Origin of the sequence: Pseudomonas syringae group sp. 243L2, from assembly GCF_032587875.1 — a bacterium.
GTDB lineage: Bacteria > Pseudomonadota > Gammaproteobacteria > Pseudomonadales > Pseudomonadaceae > Aquipseudomonas > Aquipseudomonas amygdali.
Genome location: NZ_JAWHPL010000021.1, coordinates 85,657 through 104,096, shown reverse-complemented (window position 1 = coordinate 104,096; position 18,440 = coordinate 85,657). Strand labels below are relative to the sequence as shown.

Genomic DNA, 18,440 nt, shown 5'->3' with positions numbered 1-18,440 from the left:
CGAGTCGAGCTGAAGCTCAGCTTAGAGCTGAGCCTCATGCCGAAAACAATGTCAGTTGAGGCGCGCATTTTTGGCGTGATTGTGAGCTTTAACCACCTCAGGGGTCGTACGATTTTCGATCGCTTTGCGCTTGGTGGCTTCATCACCACCGACGACATGGTCTACGTCATTCATAAGTGCTTCAAACCCTTGACGAGCAACCTCGGTCTTATCGTTCTTCTTTGACTCGCCAATCTTGCTGTTGCTCATACCGGCATTCTTGTGAAAATCGCTATCGGTAGCCCCTGGCAAGAGTGCTGTGACGGTGACCCCGGTATCGCGAAGCTCTTCACGGAGCGACTCTGCGAAAGAAAAACCAAAGGCCTTCGATGGGCCATACACGGTTTCGTAAGGAGTCGGTTGAGTCGCTGAAATCGACGACGTGACCAGGATACGTCCATGGCCGTTATCGACCATATGTTTAACCACGCGCTTAGCCATATGCACGGTGCCTGTGATGTTGATAGCGATCAGTTTGAAGTCATCTTCAAGATCGTTGTCCACGAAGGCCCCACCTTGACCGATACCTACGTTCAAAGCCGCTGCTTCAAGCGGTCGGCCCAACGAAACCACAAAGTCCCACAGCCCCTGAACGCCCTCGTAGGTAGCCGCGTCGGCCTGATGAGGGAAACACTCAACTCCGAGCGCTTTCAGCTCATCCGCCGACGAGTGAACTTTGTCACTGGATCCAGAGATGACCAGATCGTAACCGTTCTGAGCGAATTGCTTGGCAAGCTCCAAGCCGATACCTGATGAACCTCCAGTGACCAGTGCCAGTGGGCGTGTAGCTGTCATGTCTGTCTCCTCGAATGAAATTAGCGTGACCCAATCTCTGAACGCCATGACGACGCCATGATCCGTGAATTGCATTCAACGTAGCATTGGGTTTAGCGCAAGGTCATCCAGGTGAAAGAACAGTCAGAGCCCTTACCGTTACTAAATAGGAAAGGTGCGAGTAATGTCGAATGTGAAAAATACTGTCATCGTCATCACTGGTGCGTCATCAGGTATTGGCGCGGCCTCTGCGATTAAATTGGCCAGCCTCGGCGGCAAAGTGGTTCTTGCCGCACGCAATGAGGAAAAATTGAAGGCTTTGGTTGCCGAAATCAGAAATGCGGGGGGTGAGGCGTCCTACTACGTCACAAACGTCACCGACAAAACGAGCCTGGTAGGCCTGGTCGAGTTTGCGATTAAGCAGTATGGTCGTATCGACAGTCTCGTCAACAACGCCGGGTTGATGCTTTTTTCCGACTGGAAAGACGTCGTAGTCGATGACTGGGAAAAGATGATCGACACCAACATCAAGGGCTATCTCTACGCTATCGCGGCAGCGCTTCCCCAAATGCTGGAACAAGGTCATGGCAAGATTTTAAACATGTCATCGGTCGCAGGCCTTCACGTCGGTGGTTCAAGCGGCGTGTACAGTGCAACGAAGTTTTTCATCCGTGGCATCACAGAGAGCCTGCGAAAAGAAGTTGGCGTGGACAGCGGGGTTCAAGTTTCCATGATCAGTCCAGGCGTTATCGATACTGGCTGGGCTGACAAGGTGAGTGATGCCAAAGGCAGAGAGGCTGCGAAAGCGCTGAACGAGATTGCGATCACTCCTGAGCAGGTGGCTGATGCAGTCGCCTATGCGCTTGACCAACCCACCAATCTCACCATCAACGACATCGTAATTCACCCAACTAAGCAGGACTGGTAACAGCAAAATGGCGGCCTTCTTGGGCCGCCATTCCATGTACTAAAAAATCTAATCACTCGTCCGCATCTTTGAGGCCGGAACAAGGCCGAGCGCCCTTCGCATGCAAACTTGCTGTCGTGGAGTCGGGGAGGATCTTGTTGATCACATTGCCAATGAGCTTACTGTCCGGCTTACCCGCTACCACCCGATCTTTCCCGGCTTTCATAGCCTCATAACCCTCCTGAGCGACCTTCGTCGGAGCGGCCTTTGGGCCGAGCCCCAATGTCGTAGTGTCCATGCCCGCTCGATGCCAGAAATTCGTGTCGACCTCCCCTGGCAATAGCAGTGTAAAACTGACACCGCTGTCCTTGACCTCAGTCTTTACTGCTTCCACGAAAGAAATTAGAAATGCCTTCGTAGCGCCATAAACCGCCTCATACGGCGTGGGCATCGTTCCAGAAATCGAGGCCGTGTATAGCAAGCGTCCTTGGCCCCTCGCGACCATGTCCGGCAGCAACAACTTGGTGAGATGGACTTGGGAAGCGGTGTTGAGCTGAATCAGTCTCATCTCATCTTCAAGGGCTGTACCGCCTAGGAAGAATCCGCCCAGCCCTAGGCCTGCGTTCAACGCAGCGGCGTCGAGAGATCGCTCCAGTGCATGGATAGCGCGAACTAAATGATCAACGTCTTCAGGTTGGGTCAGATCAGCGTTGATGATTGTGACTGCCGCCCCCGTGGCTGCGACGGCTTCAGCCGTGCGTTGCAGTCCATCATTTGCGCCCGTGGCAGTAATCACAAGATCGTAGCCGTCGGCCGCGAAAAGCCTTGCTAGCTCATAGCCAATCCCACTGGATGCACCCGTTACTAAAGCAAGCGGTCTTTGTTCACTCATCATAATTCTCCAGCTGCTAAGTCAGCAGCCCAGCGCGTCTGCGGCTTCGGTCATGGATTCAGCTACGACGTCCCAGTCTTGCTCGGCCGTTAAATCCGACGCTTGATCAGGGCCGTGTTCGGTCGGGCGGCGCACGAATATGGTTTTCAATCCACTAGCGCGAGCGGCAGCTAGATCCGAGTTGTGAGCTGCAACCATCCCTACCCGCTCTGGTGGGAGACCCACTGTCTGCGCCGATTTAAGATAAGTCTGGGGCTGTGGCTTGTACGAATGAGCGACCTCCGCACCGACGATGACGTCCCAAGGTAACTGGGCGAACCTGGATAAGTTGAGCATTCCGGCAATATGCCCATTGGAAAGCGGCCCTATTGAGTACTTGCGTTTGAGCCGGCCCAGGCCCGCTACCGAGTCAGGCCACGGATCGAGCTGCTCCCATGCTTTGTTAAGCTGGGCTAGCTCCGCTTCAGCAATCCTGCCGTAATCGACGCTATGCTTTGAGAGAACGGTTTCCAGATTCTCCCTGTTGAGAACGTCCAGGGTTACAAAAGGACGCTCGCCGCTCCTGACACGATCCATCGAAGGCTGGTAAAGGGAGCGCCATTGATCAGCGAACTCCAATGGGTCGATGTCTATTTGGTGGCGGCGAAGGAAAGGCTCAGCTGCCCTGGCAACACCTGAGCGCCAGTCCACAACCGTGCCGAAGACATCGAATCCAAGAAAACCTATATCGTCTAGCTTGCTCATATCGACTCTCATGGTTCGCTGCAGGATTCAGACCGCTCCTCCTGAGTGGGAGGAGCGGTCAGCCACAAATTATGGTTTAGAAACCTCGCTGACCCAGGAGTACATAGGTTTGAACCCGAGCACTCGCTTGGCTTTGTCATTCGAGAGCAGAACTTCGTTTCCGGTGATCTGCTTTCGACGCTCGATATTCGGGTAGTGGCGATCAAGCAGCTCGCTGCTCGGAGTACGCATGACCGTCTCATCATTGGTGATGAAGAACTCGTCCTTGCCGCGAACGTCATAGTGCAACGCTAACTCGATGCCTTGCGCCACATCCCTGTTGTCCACGTACGTCCAGAAATTCCACAGTCGGACAGTCGGGTCATCCTGCCAGGTTTCAAATTTCGCGTATTCCTCAGGGTTCATTACGTTTGACAGGCGCAGGCAGGTGATTCGCAGGGTCGGATCGTTGAGGCAGAACTGCCTTGCCATTTCCTCTCCCAGCACCTTGGTAAGCGAATACACGTTGTAACCTCGCATGGGGTAGTCTTCGTCCACTGGTACGTAGGGGGCGTCGGTCTTGTCATAAGGAACGCCTGTCCCAACCTCGCTGGCAGCCCAGATAATATTCTTGACGCCCAGGCGACGGCATGATTCGAACACGTTATAGGTCGCGACCATGTTCAGCCGGAACTCAACGCTGTCAGGAATCATGCGCGGATGCGGCATGCTCGCTAGGTGCACGACTGCATCGAACCCTTGCGGTTCTGGGCGGGCATAAACGTCTTCACCAACGGATGAAAGCGCGTCGAGCGTTTGACCAAAATCTTCCAGGTCGGCTTTCATCATCAACTCATCCGGATCAAGTGGATCGTCTTTGTCGATAATGAATACTTCATATCCCCGCTCTTTGAGGTACGGAACTAACACTCTGCCAACCTTGCCGTGGCCTCCGGTGACTGCAACGCGCTTGATTACTTGAGACATCATTTCTCCAGATTCATGACGGCGAATTCGCCTACTCATGAACTGACCTTGGAGGTATCAGAAAGAGCCTTGCATTCCAATCAACGCGTGGTTGAGATTTTCTCAACGATGAGAGGACAACACGGACGCCTGGATACGTTACCTTGTCAGGGTAGAGATGAGCATTCATTGCTGATCTCGGAAATGTAGGAGGCCTCATGAAGTTCGTTAAGCTAGGTTCGACAGGACTGGACGTATCCTCGCTTTGCCTTGGTTGCATGACGTTTGGTGAGCCTGATGCAGGTACACACCCATGGACGTTGGATGAGCACGCCAGTCGTCCTATTGTTAAACACGCGGTCGAGCAAGGCATTAACTTCTTCGATACAGCGAACAGCTACTCCGCCGGAACCTCTGAGCTGATCATAGGTAAGCTGCTGAGAGAGTTTACCCGCCGAGAAGAAACCGTGATCGCCACTAAGGTCTTTTACCCAGCCAACATGTGGGAGGGCTCCTCGAAGCCCAATGAAAAGGGGCTTTCTAGAAAAGCCATCATGGCGAGCATTGATGCGAGCCTGACACGACTTGGCACTGACTACGTTGATCTGTACCAGATACATCGTTGGGACTATCACACGCCCATTGAAGAAACCATGGAAGCGCTTCACGACGTGATTAAGTCAGGTAAAGCACGTTATATCGGTGCCTCATCAATGTATGCCTGGCAATTTGCAAAGGCGCAGCAGGTGGCGGTAACAAACGGCTGGAGTCGTTTTGTCTCGATGCAGAATTATCTCAATCTGATCTATCGCGAAGAAGAGCGCGAGATGATCCCTCTGTGCATGGATCAAGGTGTTGGACTCATGCCTTGGAGTCCGATGGCGCGCGGAAGGCTGACACGTCCTAAGGGCCAGCAAACAACACGCACGCAGACAGATGTTTCTGGGCAGTCTTTCTACCATGCGACCGAAGCTGAAGATGGGCGGATCATTGATCGTGTGGAGCAGATAGCCAAAGAAAAAGGAGTGCCTATGGCTCAGGTTGCCTTGGCCTGGGTTCTAAGCAAGACAACAGTGTCAGCCCCCATTGTGGGAGCCTCCAAAGCTCACCACCTAGATGATGCGATTGCCGCACTTGATCTGGCCCTCTCTACCGAGGAGATCCGGCGTCTCGAAGAACTCTATGTGCCGCATGCAGTAACTGGTTTTTCTTGAGCCGACCGGCCGGGCAGGGTCTGCCTCCCTGCTCGGCATTGACCAAATTAGCCGAATGCGCTGGGATCCGGGCCTAGTCGCTTGCGGTTATCCAGCGTGGCGAGGGCAGACATATCCGAAGCATTCAGAGAGAAGTCGAATACGTGTAGGTTCTCCTTGATTCGCGCAGGCGTGATGGATTTAGGGATAACAATATTCCCAAGCTCAAGATGCCAACGGATGATGATTTGGGCAGCCGTTCGGTCATGCTTGCGAGCAATGTCCAGCACGACTGGATTTGTTAGCGCACTACCTTGGCCAAGCGGGCTCCACGCTTGGGTAGCAACCTGCAGTTCATGATGCACGCTGCAGATTTCCTTCTGCTGCATGAATGGATGGAGCTCGATCTGGTTGAGCACCGGCACCACTCCACTCTCCGTTATCAGCTTTTGCAGGTGATCCTTATTGAAATTCGACACGCCGATCGATTTGGCCTTGCCGGCACGCTGCAAGTCGATGAGCGCACTCCAGGTTTCAACAAATTTGTCTCTGCTAGGCACAGGCCAATGGATCAGCAGTAGATCCACATATTCGACGTTGAGTCGAGCCAGGCTTGCATCCAATGCTTTTTTGGCCGCGTCGAATCCGTGCGCATCGTTCCACACCTTGGTGGTCAGAAAAACCTGATCACGAGATACACCAGATGCGCGTATACCCCGGCCAACCCCCTCTTCGTTCCCGTAGATCGCTGCTGTATCAATATGCCGATAGCCTTCTTCTAGCGCGATTTTCACCGCAGATGCAGCCTCTGCATCACTGGCTTGCCATACACCTAAGCCCAGTTGAGGAATGGTGCAGCCGTCACATAGCTGAACCGTGAGTTGAGGATTACTCATCAATATTCGCTCCACTTCAAAAAATCATGCGTTTGCATGAGGTTCACATATCCAACCTTTGAGTTACACCTCATCTCCCTCCGCGCTTTGACGATTCTCAACCTTGATGGAAACGGCAAAGAAGATGATCCCCAATAGCGCCAGGCTAGCTCCAACCCATCCGGTGGAAGCCCACCCCCATCCGCTCGCGATGGACAATCCGCCAAGCGTGGCACCTACAGCGTTAGAGATGTTGAATGCACTGTGGTTAAGCGCAGCCGCCAAGGTCTGGGCTTCGCCGGCGACGTTCATCAGCCTAACTTGAAGCGCAGGCACCAGAGCAAATCCGCAACCGACAAAGAACAACACAACCACAGTACCTGCCGGCGAAGATGTGAACAGGGAAAAGAAACCAAGAAAAACCATGTTCCAGATCATGATGTAGAAAATTGCCGGCACCAAAGCGCGGTCGGCCAACCATCCGCCTACCAGGTTGCCTACGATCATTCCAACTCCCCAGACAGCCAGCACCATTGGCACCTGATCAGAGCTATAGCCCGTCACTTCGGTGAGCGTTGGAGTGATGTAGCTGTAGACGGCAAACATTCCTCCGAAGCCAATTGACGCTACCGCAAGCGTGATCCAAAGCTGCGGCCGTCTTAGGCCATCCAATTCGGATTTCGGGCTCGCAGAGTCATCACGAGGGACGGATGGAATGAAAAACCAAAACAGGGCCACAGCCAGTACACCTCCCACTGCGAGCATCCCAAAAGCACCTCGCCAACCGAATAGCTGACCTATCCATGTGGCAGCAGGAACGCCAATGACGTTTGCAGCAGCAAGTCCCGCCATGACGTAACCTGCGGCTTGGGCTTTACGGTTCTCTGCGACGAGCCTGGCAGCAACCAGGCAGGCCACGCCGTAATAGGCACCGTGCGGCAGCCCCGCCAGGCAGCGTGCGATGAGCAGCGAGACATGGTTCCAGGCAACAGCGCTGGCGCCATACCCTATGACGAACATAGCCATGAGTGCGAGTAGCAACGACTTGCGGTGCCAACGAGCGGCCAAGATAGCGATCAGAGGTGCGCCAACTACGACTCCAAGGGCATAAGCCGTGATGTAACCGCCGGCAACGGGAACAGAGACACCTGTGCTTGACGCCAGGCCAGGCAACAGGCTCATTGATGCGAATTCGCCTGTGCCGATAAATAGGCCACCTAGCGCAAGCATCAGAATCGCCGCCCACACCCCGTAAGGAGCATCGATTTGGTTGGGCGTAGAGGGAATAGCGAGTGAGTCAGTGGAGAGTTGGCTGGTCATTTGATATTGCCGCGCATCGTGAACCACACGGCAGGCACCTCTTTCGTTGTCGATTAGTGATCAGTCCTCGTGGGAACGAAGAGCGAATTCGCGCTAGGGCGCAACACCAAGAGTGGATTACTTGGTTACGTCTGCGGTGTAGGCCGAGAACTTTTCCGAAAAATCTTGATGCCAGCGCGAGAGCGCTGGCCGATTTTGAATCATGTCGTCGGCAGCCCACTGCATCCGCCGCTGGTCGAGCCCCCAAGTAGACTCGTTATCCTCACAGAAGATGTAGAAGTCCCCCGCCGCCATCCCGTCGAACAGTCGTTGCACTACCTGGGAGGGCGTCCAAGGGCTCGCCGGCTTCTCAGTAGTGTTGGTCATTCCAGGAAAATTCATGGGTGTGAAGGTGTACCCAGGGATCAACAAATGAGCAGAAATTCGGTCACCTACTTTCTCGCGCAGCTCATGAGCCAGTTGTTCAGTCAACACCTTGATAGCCGCTTTAGAAACTGAGTACGCCGCGTTGCCTGGCGGCGTAGTGATACCCTCCTTGGAACCGAGATTGACAATGGCGGCGGCGCCACTCTGGGAAAACATCGTTTCCACAAAAAGCGACTGTAGGGTTAGCGCACTCCAGAAATTGATGTCCATAAGCTTTCGCCATTTACCGAGTCCGCTCCAAGGGCCTGCTCCTTGAATCACCGCCGCGTTGTTGACCAATAGAGACACCTCTCCGAACTCACACGACTGCTCGTATAAACTGTGAAGATCCGCTTCTGACGTCACATCTCCCGAAATTGCCAGCAGCTTGAGACCTGGAAACTCGTTGAGGAGCATTCTGGTCGCAGTATTGAGTGCCTTTTCGTCACGGTCGAAGATAACCACCTTCATACCCTCCGCCGCTGCTCGGTACGCGATGGCATAGCCAATCCCTACGGCCGCACCTGTGATGACTGCGACGGCATCTTTCCTGATAGCTGGATGGTTCATGGTAGGTCTCCTAGTTGGCAGTGGTCGCATCCGACGGGCTCGATCTCAGCACGATCTCAGTGATCTCGGCGGGAACGCCTAGTCGGATTGGAAAGCCGTTCCATAAGGCCGTCCCATTGTTCAGGTACAACGTCATTCCTCCAACGTCATATTTTCCAGCGATGAACCCCTGATTCGCGTATCGAGCCACCTGATCTAGGCCGAGTATCATCCCCCCATGGGTATGCCCGGAAAGCTGCAGACTGACACCCGCTGCCGCAGCTGCAGCAGCGCCGACTGGCCGGTGCTTAAGAAGAATCGTGGGGACATCCTTAGGGGAACCAGACAGCGCTCGATTTAGATCCGGGCCGGGAAAACCAAACGAAGGTGCTGCTTCATCCGTTACACCTGCGACAACCACGCTGCCCTCACCCCGTTGGAGCAGAACGTGCTCGTTGAAAAGTACTTTGAGACCCAAGCGCGTAAACTCAGCACCCCAGCGGTCGCAGTCAAAGTAGTACTCGTGATTCCCGGGGATTGCGATCACTCCAAGCGGAGCACGCAGGTTACGCAATGGCGCAACGTCGCTGCGTCGAGCTTCAACGGTGCCGTCGATGAGATCCCCGGTGATTAGAATCGCGTCAGGCTTGAGAGCGTTCGTGCGAGCAACGACTTGCTCGACCCAGTCCGCTTGGAAAAGCTTGCTGATGTGAAGGTCTGTCAGCTGAACGACTCTAAGGCCATCCATCGATTTGGGTAGATCCTTGACTTCAACCTCTAGCCGGCGCACCTCCGGTACCTGGATAGCTTCATGAACGCCGATAGCCGACAGCATCAACGCCAATACTGCAATGGCGCCCCTAAGTCGAACACCGAAGAACGTGTTCAACGCTGTCTTGCGCGCCAATGAGAACGCAACACCGATCACGTCGGCCAGCAGCGTCAACACCATGAGAAGGACGAAAGCGCAAAACAGCCAGCCTGCAGCAATCACCGCAGCGCGTGGCATCTCGGGCGAGAACATGTTCCCGAAAACGCCGATGAGAATCAGGTGATATTTGGAAATAGCCAGAAGCGCAGCACCCAACAACAACCGCCAGGCAGCGCTGATCGGCAACGGCATGACAAAGCGCCACAGCACATAGAGATAAGCAACAGAGAGATAGACGTGGAACACAGTACGACACCCGCAAAGCCAATTTATCTTGCAATCGTTGAGGTAAATTAATGTAACCTATTCGAAAGCGAAGATTGATTAGCAGAATTGCATCAGTCATTGAATTTTGCTCAACAGTGGATACGCCCATGCCTGTACTTCCCACCAGCCGACTGTCACGAGCAGATCTCGCAGATTTGAATTCTTTCCTAGCAGTAGAACGGCTCAGGAGCTTCACTCAGGCGGCTGTGGAGTTGGGGATAACGACGTCTGCATTAAGTCACTCGGTTCGAAACCTGGAGGCGCGGCTCGGCGTCAGGTTGCTTAATCGCACGAGCAGAACCGTTTCCCCTACTGACGCTGGTGCCGTTCTCGCCAAACGGCTAACCGTTGGGTTTACCGAGATAAGTGCCGCGCTGGCCGCGCTGGATAACCATCGTGATCGCCCATCTGGTCGACTGCGACTGAACGTGTTGTGTGACGGTGCCAGACTTCTTCTCTCTGAATACCTCCCTCGCTTTCTTGAGGCTTATCCTGATGTCTCGGTCGAGGTTGCCGTGGATGACAAGATGGTGGATATCGTATCTGCGGGATTCGATGCGGGCGTCAGGTTTGGCGACACGATCCCGGAGGATTTCATCGCCGTACGGATAAGCGACCCGCTTCGCTGGGTTGCAGTGGCTTCTCCAAAGTACCTGAACACACGGCCTCGGATAGAGGTTCCAGAAGACCTCAAAGACCAGAATTGCATTCAGATTCGCACAGGTAATGGCGTCATCTACCGATGGGATTTTGAAAAGGATGGTGACCACAGAGCCATTGATGTACCGGGCCAGCTTTGCTCAAACGAGACCACGTTCGGTGTGGAGATGGCACTCGCACATTGCGGTATCACGTATTGCCTGGAGGCGCGGGTTCGTTCCTACCTGGATCGCGGAGAATTGCAGGTAGTTTTGCCCGATTGGGCCCCTATTGAACCGGCTTTCCACATCTACTACCCCGGGCGTCGTCAGATGCCACCAGGTCTTCGAGAGCTAATAGATACCCTTAGACTTGGAATCACGTCCTAGTCGTCCATGCCAGCTCTTTCGCAGCACCTCGCGGGGCGAAGGTGCTGCGTCAAGCTTGACCTGTCCATCGACAGGTCAACGGTTCATCAGTGACGTCAGACGCGCTAGTTCACAATGGAGGCGTCTGTTGCCGAGACTGAAGTGCCCTCCGTCCATCCACCTCCCAACGCCTTGTAGAGCGACACCAGGTTGCTGGCCCGTGATACCCGAGCAGCTACAAGACTCTGGTTGGCGTCAAACAAATCCGTCTGGGCTTCCAGTACCGAAAGATAGCCATCGACGCCGCTGCGGTATCGCAGGTCGGACAGCTCAAGACGCCGGGTCTGTGTGCTCTCATACTGCTGCAGGTACTGAATCTGCCGGTCATAGGTGCGTCGGGCTGCAAGCCCGTCTGACACCTCGCGAAAGGCTACCTGGATCACCTTTTGATAGTTGGCAACCTCTATGCGCTTCTGAACCTGGGCGGCATCGAGATTCGCCCTGTTGGCACCTCCTGCGAAGATAGGTACGGATATTTGCGGCACAACGCTCCATGCCCCCTGCCCGCCCTGAAACAAGCCCCGGGTCGAGTGCGATAGAGTGCCGTAGCTGCCAGTGAGCGATACGGTCGGAAAGAATGCCGCGCGTGCGGCGCCAATACTCGCATTGGCGGCAATAAGCGACTGCTCCGCCGCTGCTATGTCTGGACGGCGCTTTAGTAGTTGGGACGGCAGGCCGGCCGGGATGTCGGACAATAGCGCCTGATCGGATAGAGACAACCCAACTGGAAGCCCTTCAGGGATGGGCTGACCGATCAGTAGAACCAGCGCATTTTCATCCTGGGCGCGCGCCCGCGTATAGGCCTCAAGGCTGGCGGATACCTGTTCTACGATGCCTTGGGACTGATGAAGATCGAGCTCGGTCGCGATACCGTTATCAAAACTGAGTTTCGTGATGCGGTATGACTCCTCAGCGTTCTTTAACGTGGATCGGGTCACTGCAAGCTGATCGTCGCTCCCTAGCATTGCCAAGTACTGGTTCGCCACCTGTGATACCAAGAGCATCTCAGCGGCTTCGCGCGTCTGAGCTAAGGAGAAATATTGCGCCAATGCCTCATCCTTCAGGCTTGCGATCCGACCGAAGAAATCCAGCTCCCACGAGACATTAAGTCCCACTGAATACTCGGTTGACAGCTCTGCCCCGTCGCTCGAAAGGTTGCTAGGCGTTCGCTCCCTTGATGCTGAAGCAGCTGCATCCACATACGGCAGTAACTGGGAGCGTGTGATCCGATATTGAGCCCGGGCGACCTCCACATTCAGCATGGCGATCTCAAGGTCTTGATTGTTCCGCAAAGCCAGTGCGATGAGTGCTTGCAGTCGCTGATCGCGAAAAAACTCACGCCACCCTACTTCACTGGCAGGCTGCTCTGCTCTTGCCTGCTGCGCGCCATTGTTGGGCGGCTGTACGAGCCCGCCCTGATAAGCCCATCCCGATGGAAAGCTGTTAGCGATCGCAGGCTCCGGCGCCTCATATGAGGGCTGAAGATTACATCCAGCCAGCGCGACTGCGAGGCATGAACAGGTAATCGCCCCAAAGGCTCTTGCCCTCGACATATCACTGCCCTCCTTGCGTCTGTGGTGCTGTACGCTGCGGTACTTCAGGAGCCGCTTGTGCATTTTGTTTTGCACCAGAGAGCCTGCTCACCAAAACGAAGAACAGCGGGGTCATGAATATCGCAAGGAAGGTAGAGGCCAGCATACCGCCGATCACACCAGTGCCAATGGCATTCTGGCTGGTGGAGCCCGCACCACTGCTAAATACCAGTGGCAAAACACCCAGAATGAACGCCAGCGAGGTCATCAGGATTGGACGAAGACGAAGACGTGCGGCCTCGATCGCTGCCTCCACCGCGCTTCGGCCCTGATCCTGGAGGTCTCTTGCGAACTCCACGATCAAGATCGCGTTTTTTGCAGACAAACCTACGGTGGTCAGCAATGCCACCTGGAAGAACACGTCATTTTCCAGGCCCCGCAACAAAGCCGCTGCCAGGGCGCCAAGAATCCCCAGCGGGACTACCAGGATGACTGAAACAGGAATCGACCAACTTTCGTAAAGCGCTGCTAAGCAGAGGAAGACGAAAACGATGGAGATGGCATACATGATGGGGGCTTGAGATGCCGACTGCCGCTCCTGCACGGAGATGCCTGTCCACGCGTAGCTGATTCCCTCCGGAAGGTCTTTCAACACCTCCTCCATGGCATCCATCGCTTGCCCGGTGGAATACCCATCTGCAGCATTACCATTGATCTGAACCGCCGGCACACCTTGGTAACGTTCGAGCTGAGGCGACCCGTAGATCCACTCGCCGGTACCAAACGTGCTGAAGGGCACCATCTCACCGGCATCATTACGGAGGTACCAATCGTTGAGATTTTCAGGTGTCATCCGCCATTGGGCATCAGCCTGGACATAGACACTCTTGATTCGGTTGTCGAGGTCGAGAAATTTGTTCACATAGGCCGAACCCCAAGCAACAGAGAACGCCTGGTCTATCCCGGCAGCGGTGAGACCCAGCGCGCTGGCTTTCTCGCGATCAATGTTCACTTTGAATTTCGGGGCATCGTTCAGGCCGTTGGGGCGAACGTTTTGAACCACTGGCGAGGCGTTGCCCCGCTCCATCACGCTGTCCCTTGCTCTCATGAGCGCGTCATGACCTACACCACCGCTGTCCATCAGTTCCAGGTCAAAACCAGACACATTTCCAAGCCCTGGAATCGCTGGAGGATTACCCGCAGTGATGTTGGCATCTTTGTAATCCGCAAAGCGTGCGTTCAGTCGGTTCACCAGATCCTGGGCTCTAGGTGCATCGCCGAGCCTGTCCTCGAATGCCTTCATCTGAACAAAGATCACCCCAGAAGTCTGCGCGCGTCCTGGAAAGCTGTAGCCATTGATTTCCCAAGTGGACGTGACGATGTCTTTTTCATCCTCACGCAGATATGCGCTTACGTCACTGAGTGCTCGACTCGTCCGCTCTTGGGTTGCCCCCGGTGGCGTTGTGACCATAACGAATATCCGGCCCTGGTCTTCGTCCGGCAGGAAGCCCGTGGGTACACGCAGGAACATGAAGACAGCGGCACCGGTAAGCAGAACATAGAGCAAAATGTATCGAGATGAAGCTCGAATAACGCGCTGTACACCGACGTGGTAATGAGCCTGGCCGCGATCAAAGATCCGATTGAACCAGCCGAAGAAACCTGTCTTTTTTTGATGGTCACGCCCAACGGGTTTCAGCATGGTTGCACAGAGTGCCGGTGTGAGGATCACGGCTGTCAGCACCGACAGCACCATCGCCACCACGATGGTGAGCGAAAACTGACGGTAGATAGCGCCGACCGAACCACTGGCAAACGCCACAGGGACGAACACGGCACCCAGAACTACTGCAACGCCAATCAGCGCTCCGGTGATCTGGCCCATCGCCTTGCGAGTCGCCTCCTTCGGGCCAAGACCTTCCTCGACCATGACCCGCTCCACGTTCTCAACCACGACGATCGCGTCGTCAACCAATAGCCCGATTGCGAGCACCAAGCCGAACATCGACAAGGTGTTGATGGAGAACCCTACAGCCACCATCGCGGCAAATGTGCCCAACAGCACCACTGGGACAGCGATGGTCGGAATTAGCGTCGCCCTGAAATTTTGCAGGAACAGGTACATGATCAGAAATACCAGGACGATACCTTCCAGCAACGTGTGGAAGACCCCTGTAATCGCTTCTGTCACGAAAGGCGTCGTGTCTTGTGGGTACTCAATGACAACACCCGGAGGCGCAAATGGCGCGAGCTCTTTCACGCGATCTCGTACGCGCTCGGCCACCTCCAGCGCATTCGCACCGGTAGCCAGCTGAACACCAATAGCCGCTGCAGGTTTACCGTTGTAAAGCGTGAGATAGTTGTAGTCTTCACCGCCAAGCTCGACTCGGGCGACATCCTTGACCCTCACCTGCGATCCGTCAGGCTCAACTTTCAAAAGGATATTGCCGAATTCCGTTGGCGTACGCAGAAGGGTGGCTTCGGTGATGGTGGCCTGCAGCATCTGGCCTGGAGCAGGCGGTGTTCCTCCCAGCGAACCGCCTGCAATCTGCACATTCTGAGCTGCGATCGCATTGGTCACATCTGTGGGATTCAACTTGTAGTTGTTGAGCCTGAGCGGGTTGAGCCAGATCCTCATGGCGAACTGGCGGCCGTAGAGTTGAACCTGCCCGACCCCGTCCAGACGGCTTACCGGATCTTGAATATTGGAGGCGACATAGTTGGCGAGCTCGTCTCGATTCATCGAGCCGTCGGCTGAGATGAAGCCCACAGCCAATAGCGTGCTGCTGTTGGACTTGGTGACCTCAATGCCAGTCTGCTGCACCGTTTGTGGGAGCTGGGGGGTGGCAAGCTGAAGCTTGTTTTGCACCTGAACCTGGGCAATATCGGGGTTCGTGCCCGGAGCAAATGTCAGCGTGATCGCCGCCTGACCGAAGTCATCGCTAGTCGATGACATGTACATCAGGTGATCCAGGCCCCGCATCTGCTGCTCAATTACCTGGGTTACTGTGTTCTCCACCGTGCTGGCGGATGCACCTGGGTAACGGGACTGAATTTGTATTGTAGGTGGTGCGATGGTTGGGAATTGAGAAACCGGCAAATTAAAAATGGCGGCGATGCCGGCTAGCATCAAGATGATTGCCAAGACCCAGGCAAAAATAGGTCGATCGATAAAAAAGTTAGCCATATGGCACGGGCTCGCTGGTTGAGGAGTGAGGGCTATGCGCTAGGGCTAGTGCGGGTGTCGCCACCTTGTGGTGTACCGTCAGCGGTTGAGCCATTGAGCTGGGCGGGAACGGTTTTGACCTTTGCACCAGGTCGAGTTTTGTCGGTTCCCTGCACGATCACTCGATCGCCAGGTTTCAGGCCACTAGTAACAATCCAGTCAGTGCCGCGCGTGCCTGAGGTTGTCAGGACGGCTTGGGAGACTTTGTCATCTGAGCCAACGATCAAAGCGATAGGCCGGCCTGACTGATCGTGGGTTACGCCTACTTGGGGGATCAGCATTGCGCCATTGTTCGTCCCCTCCTCCAAACGTGCCCGCACAAACATGCCAGGTAATAGCGTCCCGTTTGGATTCGGGAAAACGGCTCTTACTGTCACGGAGCCAGTGCCTTGATTGACACTGACATCGGAAAATTGAAGCTTGCCTACCTGTTCGTACTGGCGGCCATTCTCAAGCGTCAGTGTGACCTTGGCAGCATCGTTGCCTTGGGTCTGAAGCCGGCCTTCCTGAATGTCGGTACGAAGCTTTAAGCCGTAGGCGCTTGACTGCGTGAGATCGACATACATGGGGTCAAGCTGCTGCACGGTGGTCATTAGCGTCGCACCGGTAGCCTGCACATAGGCACCTGGTGTGACCTCTGAAAGGCCTATGCGCCCGCTGATGGGTGATACGACATCTGTGTAACTCAGGTTGATCTCTGCACGCTCAACCATGGCCTTACCGGCTGCGACATCCGCTACAGCTTGGCCCTGAGCTGCGAGAGAGTTGTCATAGTTTTGCCGACTGATCGCATTGCCCTCAACCAAGACTTTATAGCGTTGCACTTGTGCATTTTCTGCGACCAGGCTGGCTTGAGCCCGCGCTAAGGTCGCTTTTGCGCTGTTCAAGGCCGCGACGTAGGGGGCAGGGTCAATCTTGTATAACCGTTGACCTGCTTTTACGTTTGCCCCCTCCGTGAACTCTCGCCTAAGCACAATACCGTCCACTCGCGCTCTGACTTGGGATACCAGATAGGCATTGGTACGCCCTGGAAGATTGCTGAAGACTGGTACGGAGCTGGTTTTGACGGTGATAACGCCCACTTCAAACACCTTTGGCGGAGCCGCTGCCTCAGGCTGGCTGCACCCGGCTAATACCATTAGTGAGGCTACGAATCCTCCTCGAAAAACCATGTTTACATGTGCACGGGACATATCAACCTCAGTCTCAATCGCTAAAATTCATTCGTGACTGGCAGCTAGCCTCGGAAGCTCCGAGGCGCGAGGCAACGTCCCCCAGGCGCTGAATTCTCTGGGGCACGATGCGTGGATTTTTGTTTGTCGACTGCGCTTTGAATTACTTGCAGAAGAGATCAACGCTACTGCGAGCGGCGTCTCAAACCCCATTGATGGCTACTGGGTCTCGGCCTTCGGAGAGTTCAAAGGAGTCACAGCCGGGCGTGTCGCCTCATAGGCGTTTGTATCGCTGAGTAGAAGACGGGCTTGCGTACCCCAACCGCCGATGAACACATCTTCTCGACCGTCGCCGTCTAGGTCGCCACGACCCATGCTCCAACTGCGGCCAACTGTGGAACCAGGCATCACATCGCCTGTGACGTCGCGGAATTGGCCCTTTCCGTCGTTTTGCCACGCACGAACCTGGAGAGGCACGAACCCAGGCACATCAATGGCGCCGACGAGCAAATCGGGATTTCCGTCGTGATTGAAATCCACCACGGTTCCACCCCAACTTGAGAACTTGTGCGCAGGCAGACGCCCGGCAGTCTCATCGCGAAAATGACCTTTGCCGTCATTCACCAGGATGCGAGTTTGGGGATCCTTGTCCCAGCCGAAGTTATTGCTGGTGATGCTGAAGAAGACAATGTCGAGATACCCGTCCTGGTTCACGTCGACGACCTGAACCTCTCGACTCTCCATCGGAACTCGCAGGTCGAGTTGCGATGAGGCGTCCTTGAAGTGACCACTGCCGTCATTGATTAGCAGCCGATTTGGGAGCGCTGGACTGGCCAATACCATGTCCAAATCGCCGTCGCCATCCATGTCTGCAAGCGCTACTCCCTCGGTCTGATCGTTGGTATCAGGGAGATGGGTCTTCGTGGCATTGATAAAGTCGCCTGGGCGTTTGGGGTCATTTAGAAAAAGCAGATTGCGTGCAGGGATGATCTTCGCATCGGGGGCATAGGCTGTCTCACCTGTGCTGCCAATCACGATGTCAGGTAGCTTGTCCCCATTCACGTCGCCGAGAGCTAGCGCATTACCTTGGCTTGTTTGAGGCAAACGCTCACTGGCATCGGTAAAACCACCCTTTCCATCACCTAGAAATAGTTGATGGATCTCATCCGCCTCGGCGACGAAGACGACGTCCATGTTGCCATCGGCATTCAAATCCGCCGCTCGAACATGCTCGCTGTCGTGGATGCCCTTACCAAAAGCACCTGGCCGCTCTACCAAGCGACCCTGGCCATCGTTTAGATAAAGGCGATTTACGCCGTGCTCTACCGAGACGACAACATCAAGGTCGCCATCCTTATCCACATCGATGAAAACTGAATCGGTTGCATGCAGGCTCGGGGCGATCGGTACATTCGTGGATGTGGCGTCCACGAAAAACTCCGTTGGTTTGTCAGTAAGAATATCGAAGGCATCAGACTCGCTCTTCCACTGATCAGCCCAGGAGCACCCGCCTAGTACTGAAAAAAGGCCCGAGGTTAGCCAGGCGACAGGGGCGTTGAATCTGCTTTTCATGAGGTGTCCTTCAGTCATTAGAGCGTCCAG

Annotated in this window: 15 protein-coding genes; 3 read left to right on the top strand and 12 right to left on the bottom strand. The window is 54.9% G+C overall.

The window, feature by feature from the left end; translation table 11 throughout:
• Nucleotides 1–51: 51 nt before the first annotated feature.
• Nucleotides 52–834, bottom strand: a complete 783-nt coding sequence (locus RYB66_RS13515; protein WP_016981746.1) for an SDR family NAD(P)-dependent oxidoreductase — start codon at nucleotides 832–834, stop codon at nucleotides 52–54.
• A gap of 163 nt (nucleotides 835–997) precedes the next feature.
• Between RYB66_RS13515 and RYB66_RS13510 the strand changes: the two genes are divergently transcribed.
• Entirely contained in the window at nucleotides 998–1,741 is a 744-nt protein-coding gene (locus RYB66_RS13510; protein WP_003435192.1) for an SDR family oxidoreductase, read from the top strand.
• 52 nt (nucleotides 1,742–1,793) lie between these two features.
• Here RYB66_RS13510 and RYB66_RS13505 read toward each other — a convergent pair whose 3' ends face one another.
• The 3 genes from RYB66_RS13505 to RYB66_RS13495 form a co-directional block, all read right to left on the bottom strand.
• Nucleotides 1,794–2,615: an SDR family NAD(P)-dependent oxidoreductase gene (locus RYB66_RS13505; protein WP_234942973.1), complete on the bottom strand. Its 822-nt coding sequence runs from the start codon at nucleotides 2,613–2,615 to the stop codon at nucleotides 1,794–1,796.
• Between the two features lie 18 nt (nucleotides 2,616–2,633).
• Nucleotides 2,634–3,356, bottom strand: coding sequence for a haloacid dehalogenase type II (locus tag RYB66_RS13500; RefSeq protein ID WP_016981748.1), 723 nt, complete (start codon nucleotides 3,354–3,356; stop codon nucleotides 2,634–2,636).
• A gap of 69 nt (nucleotides 3,357–3,425) precedes the next feature.
• Nucleotides 3,426–4,322 carry an NAD(P)-dependent oxidoreductase gene (locus tag RYB66_RS13495; RefSeq protein WP_316894603.1) on the bottom strand — a complete coding sequence of 299 codons (897 nt, stop codon included), beginning with the start codon at nucleotides 4,320–4,322 and terminating at the stop codon, nucleotides 3,426–3,428.
• A gap of 197 nt (nucleotides 4,323–4,519) precedes the next feature.
• On the opposite strand from RYB66_RS13495, the gene RYB66_RS13490 reads away from it, so the two are divergent.
• Entirely contained in the window at nucleotides 4,520–5,515 is a 996-nt protein-coding gene (locus RYB66_RS13490) for an aldo/keto reductase (protein ID WP_003435185.1), read from the top strand.
• Between the two features lie 47 nt (nucleotides 5,516–5,562).
• On the opposite strand, the gene RYB66_RS13485 is transcribed toward RYB66_RS13490, so the two are convergent.
• The 4 genes from RYB66_RS13485 to RYB66_RS13470 form a co-directional block, all read right to left on the bottom strand.
• A complete protein-coding gene (locus RYB66_RS13485) occupies nucleotides 5,563–6,390 on the bottom strand; it encodes an aldo/keto reductase (protein WP_003435183.1) in 828 nt (275 codons plus the stop codon).
• A 63-nt stretch (nucleotides 6,391–6,453) separates the two neighbouring features.
• On the bottom strand, nucleotides 6,454–7,599 hold the full coding sequence (locus RYB66_RS13480) for an MFS transporter (protein ID WP_029240976.1): 1,146 nt from the start codon (nucleotides 7,597–7,599) through the stop codon (nucleotides 6,454–6,456).
• Nucleotides 7,600–7,806: 207 nt separating this feature from the next.
• On the bottom strand, nucleotides 7,807–8,664 hold the full coding sequence (locus RYB66_RS13475; protein ID WP_003435179.1) for an SDR family NAD(P)-dependent oxidoreductase: 858 nt from the start codon (nucleotides 8,662–8,664) through the stop codon (nucleotides 7,807–7,809).
• Between the two features lie 10 nt (nucleotides 8,665–8,674).
• On the bottom strand, nucleotides 8,675–9,820 hold the full coding sequence (locus tag RYB66_RS13470) for a metallophosphoesterase (protein WP_003435177.1): 1,146 nt from the start codon (nucleotides 9,818–9,820) through the stop codon (nucleotides 8,675–8,677).
• A 128-nt stretch (nucleotides 9,821–9,948) separates the two neighbouring features.
• Between RYB66_RS13470 and RYB66_RS13465 the strand changes: the two genes are divergently transcribed.
• Nucleotides 9,949–10,869, top strand: a complete 921-nt coding sequence (locus tag RYB66_RS13465; RefSeq protein WP_003435176.1) for a LysR family transcriptional regulator — start codon at nucleotides 9,949–9,951, stop codon at nucleotides 10,867–10,869.
• Between the two features lie 104 nt (nucleotides 10,870–10,973).
• On the opposite strand, the gene RYB66_RS13460 is transcribed toward RYB66_RS13465, so the two are convergent.
• From RYB66_RS13460 to RYB66_RS13445, 4 genes are all read right to left on the bottom strand, one after another.
• Nucleotides 10,974–12,461 carry an efflux transporter outer membrane subunit gene (locus RYB66_RS13460; RefSeq protein WP_016981760.1) on the bottom strand — a complete coding sequence of 496 codons (1,488 nt, stop codon included), beginning with the start codon at nucleotides 12,459–12,461 and terminating at the stop codon, nucleotides 10,974–10,976.
• Between the two features lies 1 nt (nucleotide 12,462).
• Nucleotides 12,463–15,627, bottom strand: coding sequence for an efflux RND transporter permease subunit (locus RYB66_RS13455; RefSeq protein ID WP_316894600.1), 3,165 nt, complete (start codon nucleotides 15,625–15,627; stop codon nucleotides 12,463–12,465).
• 32 nt (nucleotides 15,628–15,659) lie between these two features.
• Nucleotides 15,660–16,805, bottom strand: coding sequence for an efflux RND transporter periplasmic adaptor subunit (locus RYB66_RS13450; RefSeq protein WP_410478412.1), 1,146 nt, complete (start codon nucleotides 16,803–16,805; stop codon nucleotides 15,660–15,662).
• 252 nt (nucleotides 16,806–17,057) lie between these two features.
• Complete coding sequence (locus RYB66_RS13445) at nucleotides 17,058–18,410, bottom strand: VCBS repeat-containing protein (protein WP_316894597.1); 1,353 nt, start codon at nucleotides 18,408–18,410, stop codon at nucleotides 17,058–17,060.
• Nucleotides 18,411–18,440: the final 30 nt, after the last annotated feature.